This is a genomic window from Niveispirillum sp. KHB5.9 (genome assembly GCF_048066115.1).
GTDB lineage: Bacteria > Pseudomonadota > Alphaproteobacteria > Azospirillales > Azospirillaceae > Niveispirillum.
Genome location: NZ_JBLTYX010000028.1, coordinates 1 through 23,522, shown reverse-complemented (window position 1 = coordinate 23,522; position 23,522 = coordinate 1). Strand labels below are relative to the sequence as shown.

The following is a 23,522-nucleotide window of genomic DNA, read 5'->3' as shown; positions in this document are numbered from 1 at the left end:
ATCAGGCCGGTCCGTACCATAGGCGCGGCAGCACCGCATAAGCGGCCAGGCCCGCCAGTTGAATGGCCCCCGCCATTGTCATGAACCGGGCGAAATGCGTGGTGAGGGGAACGCCGCACAGGCCAACGGCAATGGCGGCATCAAGGCCGAAGAACAGGCCCAGCGCCACGAGGCCTGCCCGAAGCGGTTGATCCCCGATCCGGGATGCGATCATTCGCCAGCGCTGCGTCAACGCCAACCCCACGACGCCCGCCGCAAGAAAGCCGGCCAGTTCAACCAAAGCCCCGAGCGGGGCACCGACCCGCGCATCAAGCCATAAGGTGCGCAACAGCCCGGTACCAAAATAGAGCAGGCAGAGGGGAAGCCCGTAGAGAATCATGACGAGTTTCCCCTGTTTCCCGATGCTGGCGGCGCGCGACCATTGCTGCGGTTAAAGCCCGCCCAACAGGGTCTCGAACTTCTTGCCCGCCCGGCCTGGGTTCTTCACCGCTTTCACGGCATCCAGATTGGAGGGTTTGCCAACGATGACCGCCCCCACCATGCCCATTGCGAAATGCGGCTTGCATTTCACACCATAGACCCCTTCGGTGGTGAAGGTCACGGTGACATCCTGGCCCATTTTGCCGATAAAAGCTTCAGCCCCGGTGGGCAGCATGCTGGGGATCGTTTCGGCATTATGGCCGGGATCGGTGGCTTTGAAGGTGACGCTGTCGCCCGGCGCGATCCGGATCAGTTCTGGCTCGAACACCATGGCACCGGCGGCTCCCTTGTTCAGCATCTTCACCTCGTGATCGGCTGCCGTCGCCATCGTGGGCAGGCCGATGACAAGGGCGGCGGCGAGGAGAAGGCTTTTGGGGTTCATAATTGGCTCCATCAGTGGATTTCGACATTCGTCACCGGCATCGATATCGCGGATGGAAAGCGACACCTTTGCGCCAGGGCAAACAGGAGATGAATAGCCGCATGGCAAGCGGCCATCAGGACAGGATGTCGCGAGGCTGTCTTACAGCCCCAGCCATCGCCGCAGGCCGCCTTCGTCCCGCACCAGCCGGATGCCCAGGTTGGTGGGCGGGACGCCAACGGAGCAGGCACCGGCTTTCGGATCGCGGATGAAGCCGACCATCAGGGCTCGGTGGCTCCCCTCGGCAACGCGAACGCCACAATTTTCCGTCACCTGCGTCTGCCCGTCCGGTTTGACATGGTGGCGGATATAGCAGGTGGAGGTCCATTCCCAGACATTGCCTGACAGATCGGCAAGGCCATGTTCGTTGATCCCGAAATGGCCAATCGGCATCGGCGTGGAATCAATCTGCTTCTGCCCCTGGGATTCTGCGGTGTAGGTGGCGATCCAGCGCTTTGACGGGTTGTTGGGGTCGCTGACCTCCGTATAGGCGTCGTCCTTATAGCGGGAGCCGGCGGCCAGGGCCCATTCCCGGTCGGTTGGCAGCCGCCATCTTTCCCCCGTCTTGGCCGACAGCCAGTTTGCATAGGCCACGGCATCGTCATAGTTGACGCCCGTCACCGGGCGTTCGGGCTTGCCGGTGATGTCCAGGGTGGGGCAGGTGCCGTCAGCGATGCATTGATCATACTCACCTCTGGTCACCTGGTTGCGCATGATGGTCAGGGGCGCTTGAAGCTTGATGTCACGCAGCGGGCCGTTGACGGGTGTGCCGTGGTGGAGAAATTCACCTGGCTCCCGATAGGCCAGGGAGGCGGCCCTGATGCGCACGGCACCGCTGTCGTCCGGCGGAGGGAAGAAGATCTGGGCGGCGGTGAGCGCCGAAAGCCCGATCAGGGCTGCTTTGATGCTGCTGGATGTCAACATGGGACACCTCTGGACCGCATGAGGAAAGCGGCAGGCGGCCCGCAGAATGCTGCGTGCCGCCTGCGCGTGATCAGTTCATGGTGATGGGGCCGGGCGGTGTCACCTGCTTCATCAGGTCGTTGTTCCAGTTGCCCTCGACCTTGACATGGGCGGTGGCACCCAGTTCCGCCGCTTCGATGAGATTGTGGTTCACATAGGCGTAGATACCGGGCTGGTGGAACGTGTAAGTGGCCACGCCGGCGCTGCCGCCCGCGACAAACCAGGTTTCCAGTCCCTTTTCCGGGGCATTGGCGAACTTGCCGCGTTCCCAAACATAGTCGCCATGGCCGCCGATCAGGTGGGGGCGGGTGTCGCGGTTGGCCGTGCTGTGGATGAACAGCACCGTCTCGCCCACCTTCGCATTCAGGGCCTTGTCGCCGGTCAGCGCGCCGACTGCACCGTTGAACACCACATGCGTCGGGATCAGGCCCTTCATCACCTCCGCGGTGTCGGCATAGGAGTCGCCGGCACTTTCATAATCCTTGTATTTGCCGTTGGCATCCTTGGGCACATAGAGGTCGAATTCGCCGATCGTGTAGGCCCGGTCATAGCGGATGGGCTTGCCCCGCTCATCCTTCAGCCCGTCGCGCGGCAGGACCATAATGGTGCCCGACATGCCGCTGACCACATGCCAGGGGATCATGCCCGGCGGGGCGCAATGATAGACGAAGGCGCCCACCTTGGTGGCCTTGAAGCGCAGGGCCGCCTGTTCGCCGGGATTGACCAGCGTCAGTTGTGCCCCGCCCAAGGCGCCGGTGGCGCTGTGAAAGTCGATATTGTGCGGCATGGAATTGGTGTCGGGGTTGATCAGCGTCAGCTCGACATAATCCCCTTCATGCACCACCATGGTCGGGCCGGGCATCGACCCGTCGAAGGTCATGGCCTGGAAGGTCGTGCCTTCACCATCAATGACGATCTCCTTTTCCTCGATCTTCATGGTGAACTGGACGACCTTGGGCCCGCCCTTGGCAATCTGGTCATGTTCCATCACAAAGGGCGGGGCCACCAGCTTCGCCTTAACGCGCGGCAACCCGATGGTCAGATCGGCTTGGTTCTTGGCATTGAATGTGGGATTGGGGCCTTCATCGGCCCGGATCGGGGCTGCCATCAGCAGGGCGACGGCAGCGGCCCCGCAAAGGGCGACGCGGAGGGACAACATGGCACTTCCTTTCTTGGCTTTTGCCGTTGCTGTTGACGGGAGTAGACGACGAAGCATCATTGCGGTATTTGAGAAAAGGCAATGAGTGCCTCAGCTGGTGAATAGCCGGTCATTTGGTCGCATGTGCGACGGTCAGTATTTAGATGGCACTTTGGAGTACTGGAGGCGTGAATGGCGGCGCAACGCCTTGACCAGTCGCTAATTCGTGGTCACAGCATCTTTCAGGCGATGAATGGTGATGATTTTGACGCTGTTCTTGCCATGGCATCGGTTCGCCGCTTGGCCGAGGGGACTGCCGCCTTCACCCAGGGGCATGAGGCGACCGAGTTCTTCTGCTTGCTGAACGGTTGCCTGAAAGTGACCCAGACGACGCAGGATGGGCAGCAGGTGGTGATGCGACACGTCAATCCCGGCGATATTTTCGGTATCGCCATGGCCATGCGCCGCCCCGACTACCCGGCGACAGCTGTTGCCGTTGTCGAAAGCCTGGCGCTGGCCTGGCCGTCCAGCCAGTGGGACAATTTCATTGCCAGATGCCCGGCGCTGGCGGTCAACGCCTTGCAAGCGGTCGGGCAGCGCCTGCAGGATGCCCACACAAGGATCCTGGAATTATCAACGGAGGAGGTGGAGCGCCGGGTTGCCCATGCCGTGCTCCGTCTGGCCCGTCAGGCAGGTCGCAAGACGGAGGAAGGAATCCTGATCGATTTCCCGGTAACCCGGCAGGATATCGCGGAGATGACGGGAACGACGCTGCATACGGTCAGCCGTGTGATGGCGGCGTGGGAGGTCAAAGGGCTGATCACCTCCAGCCGCAAACGCGTCATCGTGGTGGATGCGCATCGGCTTTTTATATTGGCCGAAGGCAGCGGTGAGTAATGGCGGCGTGAGGGCAGATCGCCTGTGAGTGCGGATATGGCGGCGGATACCGCCTGAAACGGCATCCGCTTCAATCCATTCTTCAGCGGTCGGCCATGATCGCACCATTGATTTCGGCGAGAAACGCCGAAAGCGGGATGCCATGTTCGGTGCAAGCCTGCTGCACATCATGCAGGCTGGCGATGGGGCAGCCGACACACATCATCTTGCAGCGGATGAAGATCGGGATGGTCACCTTGTATGTCGCCATCAAATCATCAAGGATCGTTTCCGCTCTGATCGGTACGGTTAACGCTGCGGCCATGGTGCACCCTCCTCAAATCATGGGTCGAGGCTAGACCTGCCAAGCGCTGGCGACGTTGACGCCGCGCAACGTTCATTCTGCATCGCAGGGTCATGGTTTTGTCCTCCTTTACGAGCCCACCCGCAGGACGCAACGCATCATGACAGCATCAATCTCCCCTGAACTGGTGGCCCTGTCGGGCCAGCCGGTTCCCCGGTACACCTCCTATCCCACGGCACCGCATTTTTCCGCGGACATTACCGCTGCGGATTATGGGGAATGGCTGCGGGCGGCGGGTGTGACCGGCAAGCCGGTCTCGCTGTATCTGCATATCCCCTTCTGCCGGACCATCTGCACCTATTGCGGTTGCACCACCAAAGCGGCATTGCGCGATGATCCCATCCGCGCCTATGCCGCCACCGTCCATGATGAAATTGCCCTGGTGGCGCGGCATCTCGGACCCGCCCCGCTGTCCCATATCCATTGGGGTGGCGGCACACCCAACATCCTGCCGCCGGATTGTTTCACCGGCCTGGTGGAGGATCTGGCCCGCCGCTTCCGGTTCCAGGCGGGCATGGAACATGCCATCGAACTGGACCCGCGCCATGTGACGCCGGAAGGCGCGCGGCATCTGGCACGTCTGGGCATCAACCGTGCCAGCCTGGGCGTACAGACGTTGGACCCGGCGGTGCAGGCCGCCATCGCCCGTATCCAGCCGCTGGAACGGATTGAGGCCGCCTTTGCCGCCCTGCGCGCTGCCGGCATCACCGCCATCAATGCCGATTTGATGTTCGGTCTACCGCGCCAGACGCTGGACTCCATCCGGGGGACGGTGGCCGCCCTGGTGCGGCTGCGTCCGCAGCGGATCGCGGTATTTGGCTATGCCCACGTGCCCTGGATGAAGCCGCACCAGCGGTTGATCCGGAACGAGGATTTGCCCGATGCGGCCAGACGGCTGGCCCAGGCGCAGCTGGCGCGTGATTTGCTGCTTCAAGCAGGCTACTGCGCCGTCGGCATCGACCATTTTGCCCTGCCGGACGATGAACTGACGCTGGCCGCCAATGCGGGCACGTTGCGGCGGAATTTCCAGGGCTACACAACGGATAAGGCGGAAAGCCTGATCGGCATCGGTGCCTCCTCCATCAGCCGGACGCCGCATGGTTACGCCCAGAACGCCCCTGACAATCATGGTTGGCGGCGCGCGGTGGAGGAGGGGTGTCTGCCCGTGGTGCGGGGGCACCGCCTGCTGCCCGATGATGTGGCGCGGGGCCGGGTGATCGAGGATATCCTTTGCCGCTTCAAGGCAGAACTGCCGCAACCGGATATGGCCGTCCCACCGCAACTGGCGGCCCTGGTGGAACAGGGCTGGGTGCGGGTGGCGGCGGGGCGGGTGGAAATTCATGACCATGCACCGGAAATCGCCCGCATCGTCGCCAGCGCCTTCGATGCCTATCTGCCCAGCGGCGGCAGGCATTCAGCAGCGGTGTAGGGGCCAAGCGGGGTGCCTTTTGGCGGCACCCCGCTTCAACCGACCAATTGGCGATAAATGGCAGGCAGGGCGGCAGGCAGCCGTTCGGGATGGGTGATGATGGCATAGGCGCCCCGGCCAAAAAGATAGGGGAAATAATCCTGCGCCGTCTCATCCACCGTGACGCCGAAGACTTTCAGCCCGGCCTTGCGCGCCTCCCGGATGGCGGCGCGTGTATCCTCAATGCCATAGCGGCCTTCGTAATAATCGATATCGTTGGGCTTGCCGTCTGTCAGCAGCAGCAACAGCCGGTGCCGCTGCGGGCGCTGGGCCAGTTGCGCGGTGACATGGCGCACCGCCGCCCCCATGCGGGTATATTGCCCCGGCTTCAGCCCCTCGATCCGGCGTACCACCCTGGCATCCACGGGATCGGTGAAATCCTTCACCAAATCCACCCGCACATCGTTGCGACGGCGGGACGTGAAGGCGAAGATCGCGTGTTCATCACCACAGGCGTCCAGCCCCTGGCTCAGCGCCAGCAGGGCCGCCTTTTCCACATCAATCACCCGATGCGCGTCGATGGCGGCATCGGTGGATAGCGATACATCCATCAGCACGGCCATGGATAAATCCCGTTCAATGGCACGCCCGGCGATGAACAGATTCTCCGACCCTGCACTGCCGGCCTTGCGGTCGGCGGCGGCGCGTACCAGGGCCGACAGGTCCAGATCATCGCCATCGGGTTGGCCATGCAACACCACCCGGCTGGGTCGCAGCGCCTCGAACTGCCGACGCACGGCGCGAATCTGGCGCTGCATCTCCGGCGATGGCTGCCACGCTTCGCCATCCTCCTTGGCGCGGGCGGTGATGACGCGGCAATGGTCGGGCCGGTGGGCCTGCTTTTTCCAGTCCCATTCCGGGTAGGTCAGTCCCTCGCTCAGCGCCGTTTCCTCCACGGCGGCGGGGGCGAGGTCCAGATCCAGTTTCAGCCGTGCGGCTGTGCGCTGGCTGTTGCTGCCGATGGTCAGATCGGTCAGATCGTCGGCAGCCTGTCGGGCACCTTCCTCATCATCCTCATCCACCCGGCGGTTCACATTCACCATTTCGGCCAGGGAGAAGATGGTTTCAAACCGGTGGAAACAGAGCGGGTCGCCCCGGTCGCTCTGGTCCGTCTGCCGCCGTTCCGCTTGTCGGCGGCGATGATCGGCGGCATCGGATGTGCCGGCCCCTTCCTCCCGATCCTCCGGTGGGGCCGTTCCCGGCATCTGCCGTACTTCCCCGAACAGCGGGATGGGCAGGAAGGGGCGATAGCCGCGCGGGGCGGAGAGGGGGCCGATTACCGCCCCCGGCTGTTCGATCAGAAATAGAAAAGCATTATCCGGGGGGCGATACCCGCCCAGGATGGCGCGGATCGCTGCTTCCATCTGCGCTTCCACCGCTGGCAGGCGGCGTTCCGGGCGGGCCGCCAGGGCGGCCGCGCGTAGGCGGTGGAACAGGGGGCGCAGGCCCGGCCAGGCCTTCAGGGCGGCGCGCGTACCGGCCACGGCGCCGCGTAACGCCTGGATATCCTGGACCAGCGCGTCATCAGAATCCGCCACCGGCACGGCATGGGCGAACCAGCCGGCCAGCCATTCATAAAGGGCGGCATTGTCCGCCGCGTCAGGGAAATAGTCGATCACCGCCGGCAGGCGCAGGCTGGTACTGTCCAGCACGGCGCGTTCCAGCTTTTCCTGCCCCAGCCCGACGTGGTGCAGGAAGCCCAGCCGATGCCGGGATGTAGTTGCCGCCGCCTCGGCAAGGCGGATGGCGCCATCCCCGCCCAGCGCACGGAACAGAACGCCCAACCGTCCCCTTACATCGGCCAGCCTGACGGCGGCTGGCGGATGATGGGGCAGGGTGGTCAGGCCGCCCACCAGCCGGTGCCAGCGGGTGCCGATAAATTCCTCTGGTTCGAAGATGGACATGGGCGTTTACCCCCAGGCCAGTTCGGCCACCCTGGCCAGGGCGGCCTGCACATCCGGATCGTCGCTCAAGGGTTGCAGCAAGGCGGCCTCCAGCGCCGCATCCGGCTTGATCCCGGACCGGATCAGGGTGGCGGCATAGACCAGCAGCCGGGTGGATGCCCCTTCTTCCACATCCTGGCCCTTCAGGTCGCGCAGCGCATTGGCCACCCGCACCAGCGGCACGCAGCGTTCCTTGGGCAGCCCGCTTTCGGCAGAAACGATGGCGGCCTCCGTCTCCGGGTCGGGATAGCCGAATTCCAGCGCGATGAAGCGCTGCCGGGTGGAAGGTTTCAGTGCCTTCAACACATTCTGGTAACCGGGGTTGTAGGAGATCACCAGCATGAATTCCGGCGGGGCGGCCAGCATCTCCCCCGTCCGTTCCAGGGGCAGCACGCGCCGGTCATCGGTGACGGGGTGCAGCACTACGGTCACGTCCTTGCGCGCCTCCACCACCTCATCCAGGTAAAGGATCGCGCCTTCCCGCATCGCCCGGGTCAAAGGGCCATCGGCCCAGACCGTTTCCCCACCTTTCAGCAGGTAACGGCCGGTCAGATCGGCGGCGGTCAGGTCATCATGGCAGGCCACGGTATAAAGCGGACGGCCCAGGCGGGCCGCCATATGCGCGACGAAACGGGTCTTGCCGCACCCGGTCGGCCCTTTGAGCAGCACCGGCAGGCGGTTGCGATAGGCCTGTTCAAACAACAGGCACTCATTGCCGGTTTGGGCATAGAAGGGCGAGGCTTCGACCGCCTGCAGGTTTGCAGCTGTTTGCATGGCTCAACTCCTGTTAAGGCGAAAGGGCCGGGTGCGGCGGCAGCCCACCGCACCCGGCATCACTTCACTCGGCAGCGACGGGGGCAGCACCGCCGCGTCGCTGCACCACCTTGCGGGCGTCGCGGACCGGGCCGAACACGGCCCACAGGAACATCAATGCCGCCACGACAACCAGCACACCGGAGCCCAGCCGCACCCAGTAGAAGGGGGCAATATGGTCCTGCACCTCCATGTAGGACATGCCCATCACCCGCTGCAGATGCACCTGGATGGCCCCGGCGAAGGTCAGCGCGAAGGTCATCACCGTCATGCCGCCGGCCATGATCCAGAAGGCAACAATGTTCAGTGTCTGGTGGTAGGGGGCCTTGCCGCGCAGATAGGGCATGGCATAGCTGATCATGGCGAGGTTGAGCATGACATAGGCCCCGAAGAAGGCCAGATGCCCATGCGCCGCCGTCACCTGCGTGCCATGGGTATAGTAGTTGACGAAAGACAGCGTGTGCAGGAAGCCCCAGATCCCGGCACCGAAGAAGGCGCCGACGGTGCAGCCCAGTGACCACAGCATGGCGGCACGGTTGGGATGGTCCTTACGACCCTTGAACACCATCCTGAAGGCGAAAATCACCATGGCGAAGAAGGGGGCGATTTCCAGCGCAGAGAAGATCGACCCGATCCACTGCCAATATCCCGGCGCGCCGATCCAGTAATAATGGTGACCGGTGCCCAGCAGGCCGGAGAACAGGGCCAGACCGACGATGGAATAAAGCCACTTCTCAATGACTTCGCGGTCCACCCCGGTCATCTTGATCATCAGGAAGGCGAGAACCGAGGCCATCACCAGTTCCCACACGCCTTCCACCCACAGATGGACGACGTACCACCAATAGACCTTGTCGACGGCCAGGTTATCCGGCGTATAGAAGGCGAACAGCCAGAAAACGGCGATGCCCCACAGGCCCAGCAGCAGCACATTGGTCACCGCCGTGCGCCGGCCCTTCAGCACGGTCATGGAGACATTATAGAGGAAGATCAGCGCCACCACGACGATGGCGGCCTTGATCCAGAGCGGTTGTTCCAGGAACTCCCGCCCCTCATGCACGCCCTGCGTATAGCCGACGACGGCGGCCAGGGCCCCGAACATCAGCAGGCCCAACTGGATATAGGCCAGCAGGGGGCTTTCGATGTCGCGCTCGGCTTCCTCCGGGATCAGATAATAGGTGCAGCCGAAAAAGCCCATCAACAGCCAGACGATCAGGGCGTTAGTGTGGATCATGCGGATGATGTTGAAGGGCAGCAGCTCTGACAATGTGTTGGGCAGCACATAGACCGTACCGGCCAGCGCACCCGCCGCAATCTGCACCCCGAACAGGATCATGGCGCAGGCGAAGTACCAGTAGGCCACCTTTTGTGAAGCGTATTTCATGATCGTCCCTCCTCAGCCCGCATCATTGGGCGGCCAGCCCTGGGTGTTGATGCGGCTGGTCCATTCCAGGAAATCGACGAGATCGTTGAGTTCCTGGTCGCTGAGATTGAATTGCGGCATCTGGCGGCGGCCTTCGATGCCGGATGGCTGCGACTGCATCCAGGCGATGAGCCCTTCGCGGGCGCTCTGCGGATCATCCCGCCCGCCAAAGCGGACCCAGACATTGCCCAATTCCGGGGCGAAATAGGCACCTTCCCCCAGGATCGAGTGGCAATTGATGCAGGAGTGCTTTTCCCAGACATGCTTGCCGCGCAGCACGCTTTCGCTCAGCGTCGACTCGTCGGTCGATTTGTTGAGGATGTGCCAATGGCTCTGCGCCGTCAGGCCGACAAAGATGACGAAGAAGAAGACAGAACCGCCATAGAATATGTTCCGAGCGGCGGATTTGCTGAATCGCTCGACCGGTGGCCGATGCGGTTCATGGGTTGACGACATGCTGTGCTCTCCCGTTGCTGGTCCATTGAAGGCAGGTGGCGAGGTTGAGATCACAGCTACGGCGTTTCCCGGTCGGGGACTTTGCCACGGCGCAAACAGCCGGACGTTTGGCCCGGGCCGTTGGCGGGATGCTTCTATGCGGATATGCGCCAGGATACCCCGCTGGGCCCTTCCAGAAAGCCGTCGCAGAAGGCCCCGCCCGGTGCCAGGGGCAAAGCCTGTGCGCTCAGTTCATCTCCATCAATGTGTCCGGCGATCAGGTCACGGAACAGGCCGATCACCTCGAAAAAGCCGGTGCTCTGTGGGGAGAGGCGCAGCGCCGATACTCCCATTCCCGCCAGCCGGTCCAGCGCATGGGCCATGTTGGCGCAGGGTGACGACAAGGTCTGCACGCCATTGATGGCCAGGAATTTCCGGTCATCCAGCGTATCCACCGCCAGACCGTCCGGGTCGCCTGCGCAGACGAACTGGCACTGGTCCTTGGGCCGGTCATGATAGCGGGCATGGTAGCAGCGACCGGAAATCGCCAGCGGCAGCCGGCCCCATCCCCAGACTTCCACAGGCACCGGGCCGGCGGCGGCCGTCAAGTGCCGGATGGAGTCGGCGGGCAGTTCCGGCGGTAGGCAGAACCGGGTCGCCCCGCGCCCGGCCAGAAGGCGCAACGTGCCTTCATTATAGACATTGATCAACGGCCCGGAGGAGAAGGCGGCCCCCGGTGGCAGATGGGCCAGGGCGGTCAGATCATTGATCTCCACTTCCAGCCCGGTGCCGGCCAGTTCCGCCGTCATCTTGCGTTCACGTTTCAGGGTGACCAGGGCCAGGGAGGTGACGGCCACCTGCTTGCCCCCGGCCAGCAGCCGTTCGATCGCGTCGGGAATGCGGGTCTGATAGAAGGGTAGGCGTTTAGAGCAGACAAGCTCCCCGATGATCACCCGGTTGACACCGGGTTCATCGGCAAGCCGTGCATAGAAATCGCCCCAGCGATTGGCATCCCAGAAGCCCTGTATCGGGCCGATCGTCAGGTCCATCGCACTCATCTCCAGATTTTGTTATAGGCACCGGCGGTGGCGCTTTGCCCCTCGGTCAATGCGGCAAGCGTCCCGGTGGGCAGCGGGCGTCCCGCCGCCATGGCCTCCACCGCCTGGCGGAAATTGCGAACGACCTGCGCCACATAGGCCCGCGATCGCTGGCGACCTTCGATCTTCAGCGCCGTGACACCGGCCCGTGCCAGGGCCGGCAGCAGGTCGGAGGCATCCAGGCTGGCCGGGTCTTCAAAAACATAGCCGGTGCGGGGCCCGACCTTGAAACAGCCCTTGCACAAGGTGGGATAAGGGGCGGGTGCCCCCTTGGCGGCCCGGTGGATGGTGTAGCCACCCAGCCGCGCCGCCAGTTCCGACCCTTCTTCGGCATAGGCGACGTGGCTGGCGGGGGAGCAGACCCCGTTCATGTTGGGCGAACGGCCGGTGATGAAGGAGGAAAGGGAGCAGCGCCCCTCCGCCATCACGCACAGGCCGCCGAAGATGAAAACCTCCGTCTCCACCTCGACCTCCCGGTTGATGGCGGCGATTTCCTCCACGCTCAGCACGCGGGGCAGGACCACGCGCTTCACGCCGAAGGTACGGGCATAAAAATTGATGATGTCCGGATTGGCGGCGGCGGCCTGCACCGACAGGTGCCGCCGCGGACCGGGATGATATTCCGCCGCATGGGCGATCAGGCCCAAATCGGCCAGGATCACCGCGTCGACCCCGGCCTGTTCGGCATCGGCGACAGCCCGGTGCCACAGTGCCTCATTGCCGGCGCGCGGAAAGGTGTTGATAGCGACCAGTACCCTGGCCCCGCGCGCATGGGCATAGGCCACGCCATCGGCCAGTTCGGCGCGGGAGAAGTTCAGGCCGGGAAAATTGCGGGCATTGGTATCGTCGGCAAAGCCGCAATAGATGCTATGCGCGCCAGCATCCACAGCGGCCCGCAGCGACGCCGGGGTGCCGGCCGGGCAGACCAGTTCCATCATCGGGCCGCCCCCATTCGGGTCAGCGGCACGCCAGTCAGATTTTGCACCAGCCCGATCAACCGGCGGACAGAGGGGCGGAAAGGGCCCGCAATCTCCGCAGCTTCCGCCCCCAAATCCAGTTCCGCATCATCAATGGCGTTGCGCAGCGCCAGGGCGGCTGATGTGTCGCCGTCGATGGTGAGATCACGGGAGAAGAACAGCGCATCCCCGTCCCATAAGCCATGCACCAGCCCGACCAAGGCCGCCAGCTTGCCGGTGATATGGGCATCTGCGGCGGGTGGGCTGGCGTGAAGGGTGATGGCGACCGGATCGCGCGACAGATCCAGCAGAAAGGTGAGCGGCACATCGCTGGCGGTCAGCGCGAACCGGCTGTGCCGGTAGCAACCAAGCCTCACCATAAGGCCGGGATGGCGGCCCATCATGCGGCGTGTCATCAGGCTCAGGCAGAAGGCGGCTGGGGCCATCGGCGCACGACGCAGGGCGAAGGCCAATAGCGGCGGGATGTGCGGGATGGCGCGGGGCGGCCCCGCGTCCCCTTCGCAGATGCTCATGCGGATCTCCAGAATTCGTGGATCGGGGCCGACCATAGACGGACCAGACGGGCCGCTTGTTGACCTGTCGCAACCTTCCCGGCGAAGGGCTGGATTATAAGATGTCCCTATCACCGGTTATCGGCGGGAGAGGGAAAATGGACAGCGTGTTGCCGCTCGGGGAATTCATCCTCGCCTTTGCGGCGTTCCTGGCTTCCCACCGGTTGCCGATGCATCCGCAGGTGCGCGGCGTGCTGACCAACCGCTTGGGCACGCATGGTTTCCTGCTGGCCTATTCGGCCTTGTCCGTCCTGCTGCTGGGTTGGGTCTTCGGTGCCGCCGGCCGGGCGCCCTACATTCCGTTATGGGGGACGAGCCCGGCACTGGCGCATCTGGCGCTGGTAGCGATGGCAATGGCCTTCCTGTTGGCATGCCTGACGCTGGGCCGGCCCAATCCCTTCTCCTTCGGGGGTGCGCGTAATGATCACTTCAATCCAGCCCGACCGGGCATGGTGCGACTGACCCGGCATCCGCTCCTGGCGGCGCTGGCTCTCTGGTCCGGCGCGCATCTGCTGGCCAATGGCGATGGGGTGCATGTGCTCCTGTTCGGCAGCTTCCTGCTGTTTTCCATCGCCGGGTACCGGGTGCTGGACCGGCGCTGCCGGGACCGGATGGGGCCATCCTGGCGGGCGTTGGCCGATGCGGTGGCGGCGGCCCCCTTGTCCGCAGCCCTGTTCCCGTTGGGCCCGACCATCCTGCGCGCCATGCTGGCCTTTCTCCTGCTGGGGCTGGTGCTGCTGCTGCATCCACTACTGTTCGGTGTTGATCCGCTGGGTGCCTATTTCCTGCCGTGACAGGCAGGATGGCCACAGACTGAAACATCTGAAGAATGAATGATTTTGGGGGTTGATTTTCTCTGTGTCAATTCCTGCGACAAGACGTCACTCGACTCCAAAATTCATACATATTGTGTCTAGAAATTTCATGAACACTAGATATTGATATCTCCGCTTTGGCCCTTCGGGGCTGATTTTCCTGCTTTTCCTCATCGTCGGGATCATTCCGCCAATGTCTACATCATTGCCTCTGACCCTTGTGACCAAGCGCGACGGGCGCGTCGTGCCCTTTGATGGCGGCAAGATCCGCGTGGCCATCGCCCGTGCCGGGGAGGCGACGGGGGAGTTCGGCGCCGAGGCGGCAGACAAGCTGAGCGAGAATGTCGTGAAGGTTCTGTGTCACCGCCATGCCGGGCAGGCACCGCAGATTGAACAGATCCAGGATGTGGTGGAACAGGCGCTGATCAGCGCCGACCATATCAAGGCCGCCCGTGCCTATATCGTCTATCGCGAACAGCATGCGCGGCTGCGCCGGGATAAGGCTACGCTGGTCGATGTCGCCTCCAGCATCAATGAATATCTGGATCACGCCGACTGGCGCATCAATGCCAATGCCAACCAGGGTTACTCGTTGGGCGGGCTGATCCTCAATGTCTCGGGCAAGGTGGTGGCCAATTACTGGCTCTCCCACGTCTACCCCGCAGAGATTGGGGAAGCGCACCGGGAAGGCGACATCCATATCCATGATCTGGACATGCTGGCCGGCTATTGTGCCGGCTGGTCCTTGCGGACCTTGCTGGCGGAGGGGCTGAACGGCGTGCCTGGCAAGGTGGAGGCCGGGCCGCCCCGCCACCTGACCAGTGCGGTTAGCCAGATCGTCAATTTTCTGGGTACGCTGCAGAATGAATGGGCCGGTGCCCAGGCGTTCAGTTCCTTCGACACCTATCTGGCACCCTATGTGCGACTGGACAACCTGACCTATGAACAGGTGCGCCAGTGCATCCAGGAACTGGTCTATAACCTGAACGTGCCGTCCCGCTGGGGCACGCAGACCCCCTTCACCAACCTGACCTTCGACTGGACCTGCCCGGAAGATTTGCGCGAACAGGTGCCGGTGGTGGCGGGGCAGGAAATGCTCTTCACCTATGGTGATCTGCAGCACGAAATGGACATGATCAACCGCGCCTATATCGAGGTGATGACCAAGGGGGATGCCAAGGGGCGCGTCTTCACCTTCCCCATCCCCACCTACAATATCACCCCGGATTTCCCGTGGGAGAGCGAGAACGCCACCCTGCTATTTGCCATGACGGCCAAATACGGGCTGCCCTATTTCCAGAATTTCGTGAATTCGGAACTGAAGCCCAACATGATCCGGTCCATGTGCTGCCGCCTGCAGCTGGACCTGACAGAGTTGCTGAAACGCGGCAATGGCCTGTTCGGCTCGGCTGAACAGACGGGCTCCCTGGGGGTGGTGACCATCAATTGCGCCCGGCTGGGCCATCTGCACCAGGGGGATGAGGCGGGCTTGTTCGCCCGCCTGGACCATCTGCTGGAACTGGGTCGCAACAGCCTGGAGATCAAGCGCAAGGTCATCCAGCGCCTGATGGATAACGGCCTGTTCCCTTATACCAAGCGCTATCTGGGCACCTTGCGTAACCATTTCTCTACCCTGGGGGTGAATGGCATCAATGAGATGATCCGCAACTTCACCGGCGACCACGAGGATGTGACGACCAATTGGGGGAGGGCCTTCGCGCTGCGACTGCTGGACCATGTGCGCGCCCGCATCGTGCAGTTTCAGGCCGAAACCAGCCATATGTATAATCTGGAAGCCACCCCGGCAGAGGGCACGACCTATCGCTTCGCGCGGGAGGATCGCAAACGCTTTCCCGGCATCCTCCAGGCCGGCACGGCGGACCAGCCCTATTACACCAATTCCTCGCAATTGCCGGTGGGCTATACCGACGATCCGTTCGAGGCGCTGACCCTGCAGGAACCGTTACAGGCCAAATATACCGGCGGCACCGTGCTGCATCTCTATATGACGGAGCGGCTATCCTCGGCCGATGCCTGCCGCAAGCTGGTGCGCCGGGCGCTGGAGAATTTCCGGCTGCCCTATATCACCGTGACGCCCACCTTCTCCATCTGCCCCACGCATGGCTATCTGGCTGGCGAGCACGCCTTCTGCCCGAAATGCGACGAGGAGATCCTCGCCCGCAAACGCCGCGAAGCTTCGCGGTAACCCTCTGACCGAAGGATCAATCATGAACAATATCGTCGCCCTGGCCCCTGCCCAGGACATGAAGATCGAATTGACCGATGCCGAGCGCCAACCTTGTGAGGTCTGGACGCGGGTGATGGGCTATCACCGCCCCGTTTCCGCCTTCAATGCCGGCAAGAAGGGGGAGCATCAGGAACGCCGCTTCTTCCAGGAACGCCATGCCCGTTGTGCCTGAACCACGCATCGGTGGTCTGTCGCCTCTTTCAACCTGCGACTGGCCGGGGCAACTGGTGGCGACAATCTTCTGCCAGGGCTGCCCCTGGTCCTGTCGCTATTGCCACAATCCCCACCTGATTCCAGCCGACCGCGCCGGGGATATTCCCTGGCGCGATGTGCTGGCTTTTCTGGAAAGACGGCGCGGCCTGCTGGATGGCGTCGTCTTCTCCGGCGGGGAACCGACGCTGCAGGTCGGACTGGTTGATGCGATCGCCGTTGTGCGCGACCTGGGCTTTCGGGTGGGGCTGCATACGGGCGGCCCCTATCCCGACCGGCTGTCCGGGCTGTTGCCCCGGCTGGATTGGGTCGGCTTCGATATGAAGGCACCGTTCGCCGATTATGCCCGTATCACCGGCGTGCCGGGCAGTGGTGAGCGTGCCCGGGCCAGCCTGGGCATGCTGCTGGACAGTGGTGTCGATCTGGAAGTGCGCACGACGGTGCATCCGGCCTTGCTTTCCACGGCTGATCTTGCCGGGATGGCGGAAAGCCTGGGTATCTTGGGCGTGCGCCGCTTCGTGATCCAGTGTTTCCGCCCGCAGGGCTGCGCGGATGACGAACTGGCGACGCTGCCATCCGCCCTGGACGGTGAGGCCATCGGTGGCATTATGGCGCGGTTCCCGGAGGGGTATATCCGGGTGGGGTGATGACGTGTTCTCCCGTCATCGGGGTTTCTTAGCAACGCGCCGCGTCATCCGCGGCCCCACCGGACAGGAATGGCCAGTAAAGGCGGAGCCAGACCAGAAAGCCCACGCTCCAGAACAGGGCCGCCACCGCGTAGGGCGGGCCCGGCGGTGCAGGGGTTATATGCAGATCGGGCAGAACCCGCAGCAGCACGGCGACAATCAGCAGCAGCAGGGCGCTGCCCATGCCACGTGGAAACGGCAGGGTCCGCCCCGTATGCATCAGGCCGGCGATAGCGAAGACCGTCATGACACCAAGCCCCAATCCGCCCATAAGGGCCAGATGCAAGCCCGGTATTTCCGCAAAAGGGGCACCCAGCCGTGCGGCACCGACCAATATCAACCCGATACCTGAGAACAGGCTTGATCCGGCGAGCGCCAGAATTTCGATCCGCAGCCCCTCCCTGCCGACAAAGGCCTCACCCACGCGGTCGATGAAGGCAGCCCCGGCGGCGATGAACAGCCAGCCCGTGACGCCGCTGGAAAGCCCCAGCAATTCGCCCGTCAGGATCACGGCGATTAGTGCCGGGGCGAGGTTCCGGCGGCCGGGATGCGGGCGGTAGGGAGAACTGGCCTGCGACGGGTCCAGGACCAGATTGGTCACGGGTACGGTGATGCGGGAAAGCGCGAGACCGAGGAGCCCCAGAAACACCAGTCCGGCGATCCGCAACAGCATGAGTGCGGTCTCAGGATCATTCAGCGCCATGGCCATCCGAGCGGCGATCCCTGCCGTCGCCAGGGCGGCAAGCCAGATCAGGAAACCGAAGAGATGTTCCGTTCCTCGCTTCCGGGCCACGGCGACCAGATAGAGCGGCAGGAAGACAAGCCATGCCCCGTCGGCAATCAGGCCAAGCCACGCCAGCGCGTCGGCACCAAGCAGACCGACCAGACGGGCAATAAGCCAACACCCAGCCAAAATATACAGGCCACGTCCCCGAAGCCGGGGCGTGTCCGACCATTCCGGCACCGCCGTCGTGATGAAGCCGATCAAGGCCGCGCCGTAGGTGCCCAGTATCATCTCGGTCGCGTGCCAGATGCCGGGCGGCATTTGGTGCGCCAAGGGCAGTGACAGGCCATGCAGCGCCGTCCATAATAGAGGCCATAGCGCCGCATGCAGCGCCGAAAGGGGAAAGAACAGCCGCACCCCCTCATCGCCCAAACGCCGTACTATCGTCATGCAGGGCCACCTCACGGTATCCGCCTTTCATCAACATCGAAGATGTGGCGGAACAGCGGGTCATCGCGATGCCAGCTATCGGTCAATCTATACAGCGCCTCGTCGCTGCGGGCTCCCGGTTCACCCGGCACCCTGCGCTCGCCGGCGATGCCCCGGCCATGCGTATCCATCACCAGGACACGGTGAGCGATGCGCGCCGCCTCCATCAGGTCGTGGGTGATGAACAGTGCTGCAAAGCGGGCGGCGCCCGCCGCCATGATCACAAGATCCTGCATACGCCGCTTCAACGCCGCATCCAGTGCCGTGAAGGGTTCGTCGAAATAGATGAAGTCGGGTTCGACGACCAGCGCCCGGGCGATCGCTGCCCGCTGACGCATACCTCCTGACAGTTCGACCGGATATTTCAGCAGATCGGCGGGTTCAAGCGAGACGCGGGCAGCGGCGGCGGCGACCCGCCGCGACCGGTCCCGCCTCGCGGTAGCCGCCAGACGCAGCGGATAGGCAATATTGTCATGCGCCGTCGCCCAGGCGAGCAGCCGGGGTTCCTGGAATACCATGCCATGGCGGCGGTAAAGCCGGGACACCCGCCCGCGCGATGGTTCGATCAGCCCGGAGGCGATCTGCGCGACCGTGCTTTTACCACATCCCGACGGGCCGACCAGGGCGGTGATTTCCCCGGCGCCGATACGCATATCGACGCCGGAAACCACAGTACGCCCGAGATAGGCATGCTCGACGCCTTCCAGGACAAGGGCCGTTTCCATCAGAACCGAACCTTGAGGCCGGTATAGAGGGCGCGACCATCTGCAGGCAGGAAGGCGGCCTGTCCGGCGACCGCCTGATCGACGATGAGGGTTGAGGACGCGTAATTTGTATCGAACAGGTTTCGGACCTCGCCGTAGAGGGTGATGCTCTTGTTGAATGCGTAGCTGGCACCCAGATCGGCGGTGATGAACGAGTCCATGTAGAGCGTGTTCATATTGTCGACCGGCGTGCGGCCGGGCCACCAGTCCATCTCCGCGCGCAGATGAAGCGATGTCGTCACCTGATAGCCAAGCTGGGCGTTGAGGATATGCCGGGGCGCACCGGCCAGGCGGTTATTTTGGCGAAGCGGGTCATCATGGAAACGGAAATCCTGATACGTATAGGCGATCCGTCCGGAGAGGGAATCGCCGATCCAGGTGGACACGCCCAGTTCGATGCCGAAATGCCGGGTTTCATCGGCATTGATGGCGCCCAGCGAAACGCCGGTCGCGTCGCGCAGATTCAGCAGCTCCTTTTCGACCCACGAATAATAGATCACCGCATCGGTCATGACCGGTGCCAGATGGCCGCGCCAGCCAAGTTCCACGGTCGTTGATCGTTGCGCGTCCAGGTCCGGCGTGGCGAAGACGGCGGCGGCCAGCGCCGGGTTCGCCGGATTGGGCCGGCCGGGGCTGCTGTTGGGCGTGCCATTGACGGTGGCCAGAAGATCATCGTGGGTTGGCGGCTCGAAGCCGCTGCTTATGGCCCCGAAGAGCATATGTTCTTCGTTCGGACGCCAACTCAGGCCCAGGCTGGGCGTGAAGCCGCTATAATTGCGTGCATAGCTGGTGTCGGTGGTGGCGACGCTGCCGGCCGGCAGCGCCGTGGTGGGGTTCGCCGGGCTGAAAGCCAGCGTGGGCCGGCGCGCGCTATCATAGGTGTCGTCAAAGTCGCGGCTGGCATGGGCGACCGCGATGGCCGGGGAAAGGGTGACGCCAGTGCCAAGGGGGATGTTCGCCCCGGCACTGACGGTCAATGTATCGGAATCAAGGGTTCCCTTCCCGAACAGCGCGCCGCGCCTGCGGGCATTGTTGAGATAGTATTCCCGATCGGCGGAGCCGACGACATAGGTCGCGGTGGCTTCAAGCAGGGGCAGGGCAGCCGTCGCCACCGGCGCATAGGCATAGCGCGCCGCCAGCGTCAGGTCACCGCCCTCGGTGACGCGTACGCCCGATGATACTGGAAAGCGGAACATGTCGTCGGTGTAGGCGTAACCGGCTGTCACATCCATCAGATGCGGTCCAAGGCTCGCCGTCGTGCGGTTGCCGATCCGATATTGCTCCGTTTCGCGTCGGGGCTTGTCCCGAATGACATTGGGTCCGGGCGCCACCGCCACGCCGCCGACAATGAGGGGGCCGGTATGGACGGCGCGGGGATCGGTATTCAGCCTCGCTTTCGTCGTCGGTCCGGCGACATCAAAGCCAAGATCGGTATAGCCCGCGAAGAAGCGGGTTCGCAGGGCTTCGGTCAACTCCAGGCCGATGTTGGCGTCGAAGCCTGTTCGTTCCGATTGGTTATAGCCGCGGTAACCGTCGCGCTCGCTATGCTGGGCGGCGATCATCGCATCGGTCCGGTCCCATTGCTGTCCGACCTGCGCCCGCGCGTTGAACTGGCCGAAGCTGCCGCCTTCCAGGATGAAGGTGGCGCCGGGGGCGGAGGAACCGGTCGGGGACACCAGATTAAAAGCACCCCCCAGGACGGTGGCACCCAGTCGGTTGGCTGTGTAGCCCCGGTAGATTTCGGTGAACGCCGCTCCCCGCACATCGGCCAGGCCGACAATGTAGGAACCGTCGGCCCGGTTCAACGGCAGGCCATCCTTGAGGGCCAGGATACCGCGTTCCACAGGGTTCTGCTGCAGCCCCGATCCCCGGATCTGTATCCGGGGCTGGTCATTGCCGCCGAAAAAGGTCTGGACGACCACCCCGGGCACCGTTGCCAGCGTGTCGGCAAGATTGAGGTCAAGCTTGCCGAGCAGATCATCGCCATCAATGACCGCAATGCCGCCGGCCACGGCCTCCAGCCGCCGTCGGGCCTCATCGGCGCTGGTTTCTACGCCCTCCACCTTCAGCGGACTCAGGATCACGACGGCGCCCGGCCCGGCTGATTGGGCCATGGTCGCCGGCGGCAAGGCCAATATCCCGGCGATGCCCATCCCTGCCGCCCTCCAGCGCCGCGCCATTCGATCAGTCCCCACCATTTTGGCTCCATATATGCGATTAAGTTGCAATTGCATATATTAGGAATTCCCGTCTCGGCTTTATTGTCGCCGGACAAACTGAGCGCCGAAAAGCCGCCTCGGCGCAGCAATGGTATCGGCGCGCAATTTGTTGAACGGGTTCAGCGCTTCACCCCCCATGGGCGCGCGGCGTCCCGCCAGCGTTCAATCTCGGCCCGGAATGGATGCAGCAGCGCATATTCGGCGGTGATCAGGCCTGCTACGGCGATAAGCACCCAAGCCATCGCCCCTGCGACATCGAGATTGGCCCGCGCCAGGGCCAATTCGCCGCCCATCCCGCCGGTATTGGCGAGCAACTCCGCCATGACCGTCACCTTGCAGGCGACGCCCAGGGCGACGCCCAGTGCCGGAAAGAGGAAGGCTGCCGCCTGTCGTGCGCCCAATGTCCAAAGACGGGCGCAGGCGCTTGCCCCAAACAGGCGAGCCATATCATCCAGGCCCCGATCACGCGTCATAATGCCCTCGGCGACACCGGCGAAGATGATGGGGGTTGCCGACACGGTGACGACGGTCGCCACCATGTTATCGGTCGATCCGAACCAGATCATGGCGAAGACGATCCAGGCGATCGGCGGCACGCCGAGCAGCACGGTCAGCAAGGGACGTGTGATCCGCATCGCCGCTGGGGAGTATCCGGCGACGGAACCAGTGATGATGCCGACGGCGACCGAGAGTGCGAAGCCCTCAGCCGCTCGCAGCATCGTCGTGGCGATGATCGACCATGAGATGGGATCGGCGACAATCATCCCTGCCGCGGCCATCGTGTCCAGCGGCGATGGCAGGATGAAAGCGCCATAGGCTTCGTAGCCGGCCTGCCAGAGGCCGGCAAACAACGCCAGCCCGGCAATGCCCGCCCAAGCAGACCACAGAAAGCGCCACACACGCCCCAGACGATTCGCCGATGCCGAGATCAAGCCCATCATGACCCCGTCAGAGATAGAAATCACTGTCCGGGATCTTGCCACCCAGAATACGCGGATCCATCGCGGCGATCTGCTGGAAGGCGGCCTCGATGGATGGTCTCGCCTCCCGCGCCGTCACGGCCACCAGATTGCAGTAGGGAATGGCCGCCGCAAGCACGGGTGCGGGCATTCCCAAGGCATCCGCTGCGTCCTTTGCGCCATGCGAAGGATTGGCATTGACCGCCGCCGTGGTCTGCACCAGCCCTTCATGCAGGGCCGTGACCAGGCCCGGCTGTTCGCGCAGGAACGCCTCGCTGACCCCCAGCCCGGCCTGTGGCAGCGGTCGGCCCTGTGCGGCGACCGCGCTCCATATCTGCTGCATGTCCATGGTACGGGTGACCTGTTTTCCCACCATGCCGGCCCGCATGATGGCTGCCGCCGCAGCCGGCTCCGGGAGCAGGGCGGCATCCGCCCTGCCGGCGTAAAGCAGTTGAATGGCTTCCATCGGCGTCCCGGCGAATTGCAGGGAAAGATCCGTATCGGCGTTCAGGCCGTGCAGTGCCAGCAGGCGCCGCAGCGTCAATTCCACCGTATCGCCGCGGAACGGAAGGACGATGGTTCGGCCCTTCAACGCGACGATGCTGGAAAGGGATGCGTCGGTTGCCACCATGTACAGCAGACCATTGGTCAGGACATTGACCAGACGAACCCGAAGGCCACGGTTATACAGGTTGGCCGCCGTGTTGACCGGCATGACAACGGCCTGCATGGTGCCGGAGGTCAGACCGGCCCGCAACTCGTCCGGGTTGCGCCACGCCTTAAAGGTGACCTTGTCCGCGATGTCCCGCATGTATCCGGCCGTGATGGCGTGCGCAACCGTGATCGAGGGACCGGCCGGTGGCCCCCATATCGTGAGTTCACGGAGCTTTTGCCCGCCATGCGCCGTAAGTGGCAACCCGGCGAGGGCTGTGAAACCGGCCAGGGCGGCGCGGCGAGAAATCAGGCTCATTGCGGGTATCCCATCTTGTTCATCGCATTGCGATTGAGAGGCGGTCGCCTTCGCGGCGCTCACCGGTGTGCTAGGCCTCTCGTCAATGCAACTCTAAGCGATGGTGCGGAAAGCAGCTTGACCTGGATCAACATCCGAGAGTGATTTATCTGTCATTTCTTGATGGATCGTGGCGCCCCTGGGGCGCGCTCATCGATAATTCCCGCGGAAATCAGGCAAGTTGATGCGCCATCTCCTCCTGTTCACCCTCCTGCTTCAGGCAATTAACCCGACAGTGACAAGGGTGAACGGGAAACCGCACAGGCCAGCCTGCATCTGGACCTTGTGGGGGGGCACGGCAGAGGCTTACTGAACCGGCTGAAGGATGAGCGCTGGGTGCAGTTCTCCGCCAATGTTGCCCAGCAGGAACAGGTGGCCGATGAATAGCAGCGGGGCGATATCGCCGCAAAACAATACCATCTGCCGGGTATGGGGCTGCATAGCGTGATG

The 23,522-nt window shown here is 63.5% G+C and carries 23 protein-coding genes; 6 read left to right on the top strand and 17 right to left on the bottom strand.

Going from position 1 to position 23,522, the window contains the following annotated elements:
- Position 1 precedes the first annotated feature (1 nt).
- The 4 genes from ACM9HJ_RS27975 to nirK all read right to left on the bottom strand — a co-directional run bounded on the left by ACM9HJ_RS27975 (position 2) and on the right by nirK (position 3,023).
- Positions 2-379 (bottom strand): hypothetical protein, encoded by a 378-nt coding sequence (locus ACM9HJ_RS27975; protein ID WP_416575088.1) that lies wholly within the window; start codon positions 377-379, stop codon positions 2-4.
- 51 nt (positions 380-430) lie between these two features.
- The gene (locus ACM9HJ_RS27970; RefSeq protein WP_416575087.1) at positions 431-970 is read right to left on the bottom strand and encodes a pseudoazurin; all 540 of its coding nucleotides are present in this window, start codon (positions 968-970) and stop codon (positions 431-433) included.
- Positions 971-1,003: 33 nt separating this feature from the next.
- Positions 1,004-1,825 (bottom strand): SUMF1/EgtB/PvdO family nonheme iron enzyme, encoded by an 822-nt coding sequence (locus ACM9HJ_RS27965; RefSeq protein ID WP_416575086.1) that lies wholly within the window; start codon positions 1,823-1,825, stop codon positions 1,004-1,006.
- Between the two features lie 70 nt (positions 1,826-1,895).
- A complete protein-coding gene (gene nirK, locus ACM9HJ_RS27960; protein WP_416575085.1) occupies positions 1,896-3,023 on the bottom strand; it encodes a copper-containing nitrite reductase in 1,128 nt (375 codons plus the stop codon).
- A 171-nt stretch (positions 3,024-3,194) separates the two neighbouring features.
- Between nirK and ACM9HJ_RS27955 the strand changes: the two genes are divergently transcribed.
- Complete coding sequence (locus ACM9HJ_RS27955) at positions 3,195-3,899, top strand: Crp/Fnr family transcriptional regulator (RefSeq protein ID WP_416575084.1); 705 nt, start codon at positions 3,195-3,197, stop codon at positions 3,897-3,899.
- Positions 3,900-3,981: 82 nt separating this feature from the next.
- Here the strand turns inward: ACM9HJ_RS27955 and ACM9HJ_RS27950 are convergent, their stop codons facing one another.
- Positions 3,982-4,203, bottom strand: a complete 222-nt coding sequence (locus tag ACM9HJ_RS27950) for a DUF1858 domain-containing protein (RefSeq protein WP_416575083.1) — start codon at positions 4,201-4,203, stop codon at positions 3,982-3,984.
- A gap of 139 nt (positions 4,204-4,342) precedes the next feature.
- Between ACM9HJ_RS27950 and hemN the strand changes: the two genes are divergently transcribed.
- Positions 4,343-5,671: an oxygen-independent coproporphyrinogen III oxidase gene (hemN, locus tag ACM9HJ_RS27945; RefSeq protein ID WP_416575082.1), complete on the top strand. Its 1,329-nt coding sequence runs from the start codon at positions 4,343-4,345 to the stop codon at positions 5,669-5,671.
- A 35-nt stretch (positions 5,672-5,706) separates the two neighbouring features.
- On the opposite strand, the gene ACM9HJ_RS27940 is transcribed toward hemN, so the two are convergent.
- From ACM9HJ_RS27940 to ubiT, 7 genes are all read right to left on the bottom strand, one after another.
- Positions 5,707-7,614 (bottom strand): nitric oxide reductase activation protein NorD, encoded by a 1,908-nt coding sequence (locus ACM9HJ_RS27940; protein WP_416575081.1) that lies wholly within the window; start codon positions 7,612-7,614, stop codon positions 5,707-5,709.
- Positions 7,615-7,620: 6 nt separating this feature from the next.
- Positions 7,621-8,427, bottom strand: a complete 807-nt coding sequence (locus tag ACM9HJ_RS27935) for a CbbQ/NirQ/NorQ/GpvN family protein (RefSeq protein ID WP_416575080.1) — start codon at positions 8,425-8,427, stop codon at positions 7,621-7,623.
- A 64-nt stretch (positions 8,428-8,491) separates the two neighbouring features.
- Positions 8,492-9,850: a cbb3-type cytochrome c oxidase subunit I gene (locus tag ACM9HJ_RS27930; RefSeq protein ID WP_416575079.1), complete on the bottom strand. Its 1,359-nt coding sequence runs from the start codon at positions 9,848-9,850 to the stop codon at positions 8,492-8,494.
- 12 nt (positions 9,851-9,862) lie between these two features.
- On the bottom strand, positions 9,863-10,345 hold the full coding sequence (locus tag ACM9HJ_RS27925; RefSeq protein WP_416575078.1) for a c-type cytochrome: 483 nt from the start codon (positions 10,343-10,345) through the stop codon (positions 9,863-9,865).
- A gap of 134 nt (positions 10,346-10,479) precedes the next feature.
- Entirely contained in the window at positions 10,480-11,373 is an 894-nt protein-coding gene (gene ubiV, locus ACM9HJ_RS27920; RefSeq protein WP_416575077.1) for a ubiquinone anaerobic biosynthesis protein UbiV, read from the bottom strand.
- Positions 11,374-11,378: 5 nt separating this feature from the next.
- Positions 11,379-12,356 carry a ubiquinone anaerobic biosynthesis protein UbiU gene (ubiU, locus tag ACM9HJ_RS27915; RefSeq protein WP_416575128.1) on the bottom strand — a complete coding sequence of 326 codons (978 nt, stop codon included), beginning with the start codon at positions 12,354-12,356 and terminating at the stop codon, positions 11,379-11,381.
- Positions 12,356-12,910 (bottom strand): ubiquinone anaerobic biosynthesis accessory factor UbiT, encoded by a 555-nt coding sequence (gene ubiT / locus ACM9HJ_RS27910; RefSeq protein ID WP_416575076.1) that lies wholly within the window; start codon positions 12,908-12,910, stop codon positions 12,356-12,358. Before ubiT ends, ubiU begins: the two co-directional genes overlap by 1 nt.
- Positions 12,911-13,047: 137 nt before the next feature.
- On the opposite strand from ubiT, the gene ACM9HJ_RS27905 reads away from it, so the two are divergent.
- From ACM9HJ_RS27905 to ACM9HJ_RS27890, 4 genes are all read left to right on the top strand, one after another.
- Positions 13,048-13,743: an NnrU family protein gene (locus tag ACM9HJ_RS27905; protein ID WP_416575075.1), complete on the top strand. Its 696-nt coding sequence runs from the start codon at positions 13,048-13,050 to the stop codon at positions 13,741-13,743.
- Positions 13,744-13,957: 214 nt separating this feature from the next.
- Complete coding sequence (locus ACM9HJ_RS27900; RefSeq protein WP_416575074.1) at positions 13,958-15,970, top strand: ribonucleoside triphosphate reductase; 2,013 nt, start codon at positions 13,958-13,960, stop codon at positions 15,968-15,970.
- Positions 15,971-15,992: 22 nt separating this feature from the next.
- Positions 15,993-16,184: an anaerobic ribonucleoside-triphosphate reductase gene (gene nrdD, locus ACM9HJ_RS27895; RefSeq protein WP_416575073.1), complete on the top strand. Its 192-nt coding sequence runs from the start codon at positions 15,993-15,995 to the stop codon at positions 16,182-16,184.
- Positions 16,168-16,869, top strand: a complete 702-nt coding sequence (locus ACM9HJ_RS27890) for an anaerobic ribonucleoside-triphosphate reductase activating protein (RefSeq protein ID WP_416575072.1) — start codon at positions 16,168-16,170, stop codon at positions 16,867-16,869. Before nrdD ends, ACM9HJ_RS27890 begins: the two co-directional genes overlap by 17 nt.
- A 28-nt stretch (positions 16,870-16,897) precedes the next feature.
- Here ACM9HJ_RS27890 and ACM9HJ_RS27885 read toward each other — a convergent pair whose 3' ends face one another.
- From ACM9HJ_RS27885 to ACM9HJ_RS27865, 5 genes are all read right to left on the bottom strand, one after another.
- Positions 16,898-18,082, bottom strand: a complete 1,185-nt coding sequence (locus ACM9HJ_RS27885; RefSeq protein WP_416575071.1) for an NnrS family protein — start codon at positions 18,080-18,082, stop codon at positions 16,898-16,900.
- Positions 18,083-18,093: 11 nt separating this feature from the next.
- Positions 18,094-18,846, bottom strand: coding sequence for an ABC transporter ATP-binding protein (locus ACM9HJ_RS27880; RefSeq protein ID WP_416575070.1), 753 nt, complete (start codon positions 18,844-18,846; stop codon positions 18,094-18,096).
- A complete protein-coding gene (locus ACM9HJ_RS27875) occupies positions 18,846-21,038 on the bottom strand; it encodes a TonB-dependent receptor family protein (RefSeq protein WP_416575069.1) in 2,193 nt (730 codons plus the stop codon). The genes ACM9HJ_RS27880 and ACM9HJ_RS27875 overlap by 1 nt, the downstream gene beginning before the upstream one ends.
- Before the next feature lie 185 nt (positions 21,039-21,223).
- Complete coding sequence (locus ACM9HJ_RS27870) at positions 21,224-22,045, bottom strand: ABC transporter permease (RefSeq protein WP_416575068.1); 822 nt, start codon at positions 22,043-22,045, stop codon at positions 21,224-21,226.
- A 7-nt stretch (positions 22,046-22,052) separates the two neighbouring features.
- Positions 22,053-23,033 carry an ABC transporter substrate-binding protein gene (locus tag ACM9HJ_RS27865; RefSeq protein WP_416575067.1) on the bottom strand — a complete coding sequence of 327 codons (981 nt, stop codon included), beginning with the start codon at positions 23,031-23,033 and terminating at the stop codon, positions 22,053-22,055.
- Between the last annotated feature and the right edge of the window lie 489 nt (positions 23,034-23,522).

What these genes read in the sequence shown, in the direction of transcription:
- ACM9HJ_RS27975 (WP_416575088.1), bottom strand. Translation starts at nt 379, where the DNA reads ATGATTCTCTACGGGCTTCCCCTCTGCCTGCTCTATTTTGGTACCGGG.
- ACM9HJ_RS27965 (WP_416575086.1), bottom strand. Translation starts at nt 1,825, where the DNA reads ATGTTGACATCCAGCAGCATCAAAGCAGCCCTGATCGGGCTTTCGGCG.
- nirK (WP_416575085.1), bottom strand. Translation starts at nt 3,023, where the DNA reads ATGTTGTCCCTCCGCGTCGCCCTTTGCGGGGCCGCTGCCGTCGCCCTG.
- ACM9HJ_RS27955 (WP_416575084.1), top strand. Translation starts at nt 3,195, where the DNA reads ATGGCGGCGCAACGCCTTGACCAGTCGCTAATTCGTGGTCACAGCATC.
- ACM9HJ_RS27950 (WP_416575083.1), bottom strand. Translation starts at nt 4,203, where the DNA reads ATGGCCGCAGCGTTAACCGTACCGATCAGAGCGGAAACGATCCTTGAT.
- hemN (WP_416575082.1), top strand. Translation starts at nt 4,343, where the DNA reads ATGACAGCATCAATCTCCCCTGAACTGGTGGCCCTGTCGGGCCAGCCG.
- ACM9HJ_RS27940 (WP_416575081.1), bottom strand. Translation starts at nt 7,614, where the DNA reads ATGTCCATCTTCGAACCAGAGGAATTTATCGGCACCCGCTGGCACCGG.
- ACM9HJ_RS27935 (WP_416575080.1), bottom strand. Translation starts at nt 8,427, where the DNA reads ATGCAAACAGCTGCAAACCTGCAGGCGGTCGAAGCCTCGCCCTTCTAT.
- ACM9HJ_RS27930 (WP_416575079.1), bottom strand. Translation starts at nt 9,850, where the DNA reads ATGAAATACGCTTCACAAAAGGTGGCCTACTGGTACTTCGCCTGCGCC.
- ACM9HJ_RS27925 (WP_416575078.1), bottom strand. Translation starts at nt 10,345, where the DNA reads ATGTCGTCAACCCATGAACCGCATCGGCCACCGGTCGAGCGATTCAGC.
- ubiV (WP_416575077.1), bottom strand. Translation starts at nt 11,373, where the DNA reads ATGGACCTGACGATCGGCCCGATACAGGGCTTCTGGGATGCCAATCGC.
- ubiU (WP_416575128.1), bottom strand. Translation starts at nt 12,356, where the DNA reads ATGGAACTGGTCTGCCCGGCCGGCACCCCGGCGTCGCTGCGGGCCGCT.
- ubiT (WP_416575076.1), bottom strand. Translation starts at nt 12,910, where the DNA reads ATGAGCATCTGCGAAGGGGACGCGGGGCCGCCCCGCGCCATCCCGCAC.
- ACM9HJ_RS27905 (WP_416575075.1), top strand. Translation starts at nt 13,048, where the DNA reads ATGGACAGCGTGTTGCCGCTCGGGGAATTCATCCTCGCCTTTGCGGCG.
- ACM9HJ_RS27900 (WP_416575074.1), top strand. Translation starts at nt 13,958, where the DNA reads ATGTCTACATCATTGCCTCTGACCCTTGTGACCAAGCGCGACGGGCGC.
- nrdD (WP_416575073.1), top strand. Translation starts at nt 15,993, where the DNA reads ATGAACAATATCGTCGCCCTGGCCCCTGCCCAGGACATGAAGATCGAA.
- ACM9HJ_RS27890 (WP_416575072.1), top strand. Translation starts at nt 16,168, where the DNA reads ATGCCCGTTGTGCCTGAACCACGCATCGGTGGTCTGTCGCCTCTTTCA.
- ACM9HJ_RS27885 (WP_416575071.1), bottom strand. Translation starts at nt 18,082, where the DNA reads ATGACGATAGTACGGCGTTTGGGCGATGAGGGGGTGCGGCTGTTCTTT.
- ACM9HJ_RS27880 (WP_416575070.1), bottom strand. Translation starts at nt 18,846, where the DNA reads ATGGAAACGGCCCTTGTCCTGGAAGGCGTCGAGCATGCCTATCTCGGG.
- ACM9HJ_RS27875 (WP_416575069.1), bottom strand. Translation starts at nt 21,038, where the DNA reads ATGGGCATCGCCGGGATATTGGCCTTGCCGCCGGCGACCATGGCCCAA.
- ACM9HJ_RS27870 (WP_416575068.1), bottom strand. Translation starts at nt 22,045, where the DNA reads ATGATGGGCTTGATCTCGGCATCGGCGAATCGTCTGGGGCGTGTGTGG.
- ACM9HJ_RS27865 (WP_416575067.1), bottom strand. Translation starts at nt 23,033, where the DNA reads ATGAGCCTGATTTCTCGCCGCGCCGCCCTGGCCGGTTTCACAGCCCTC.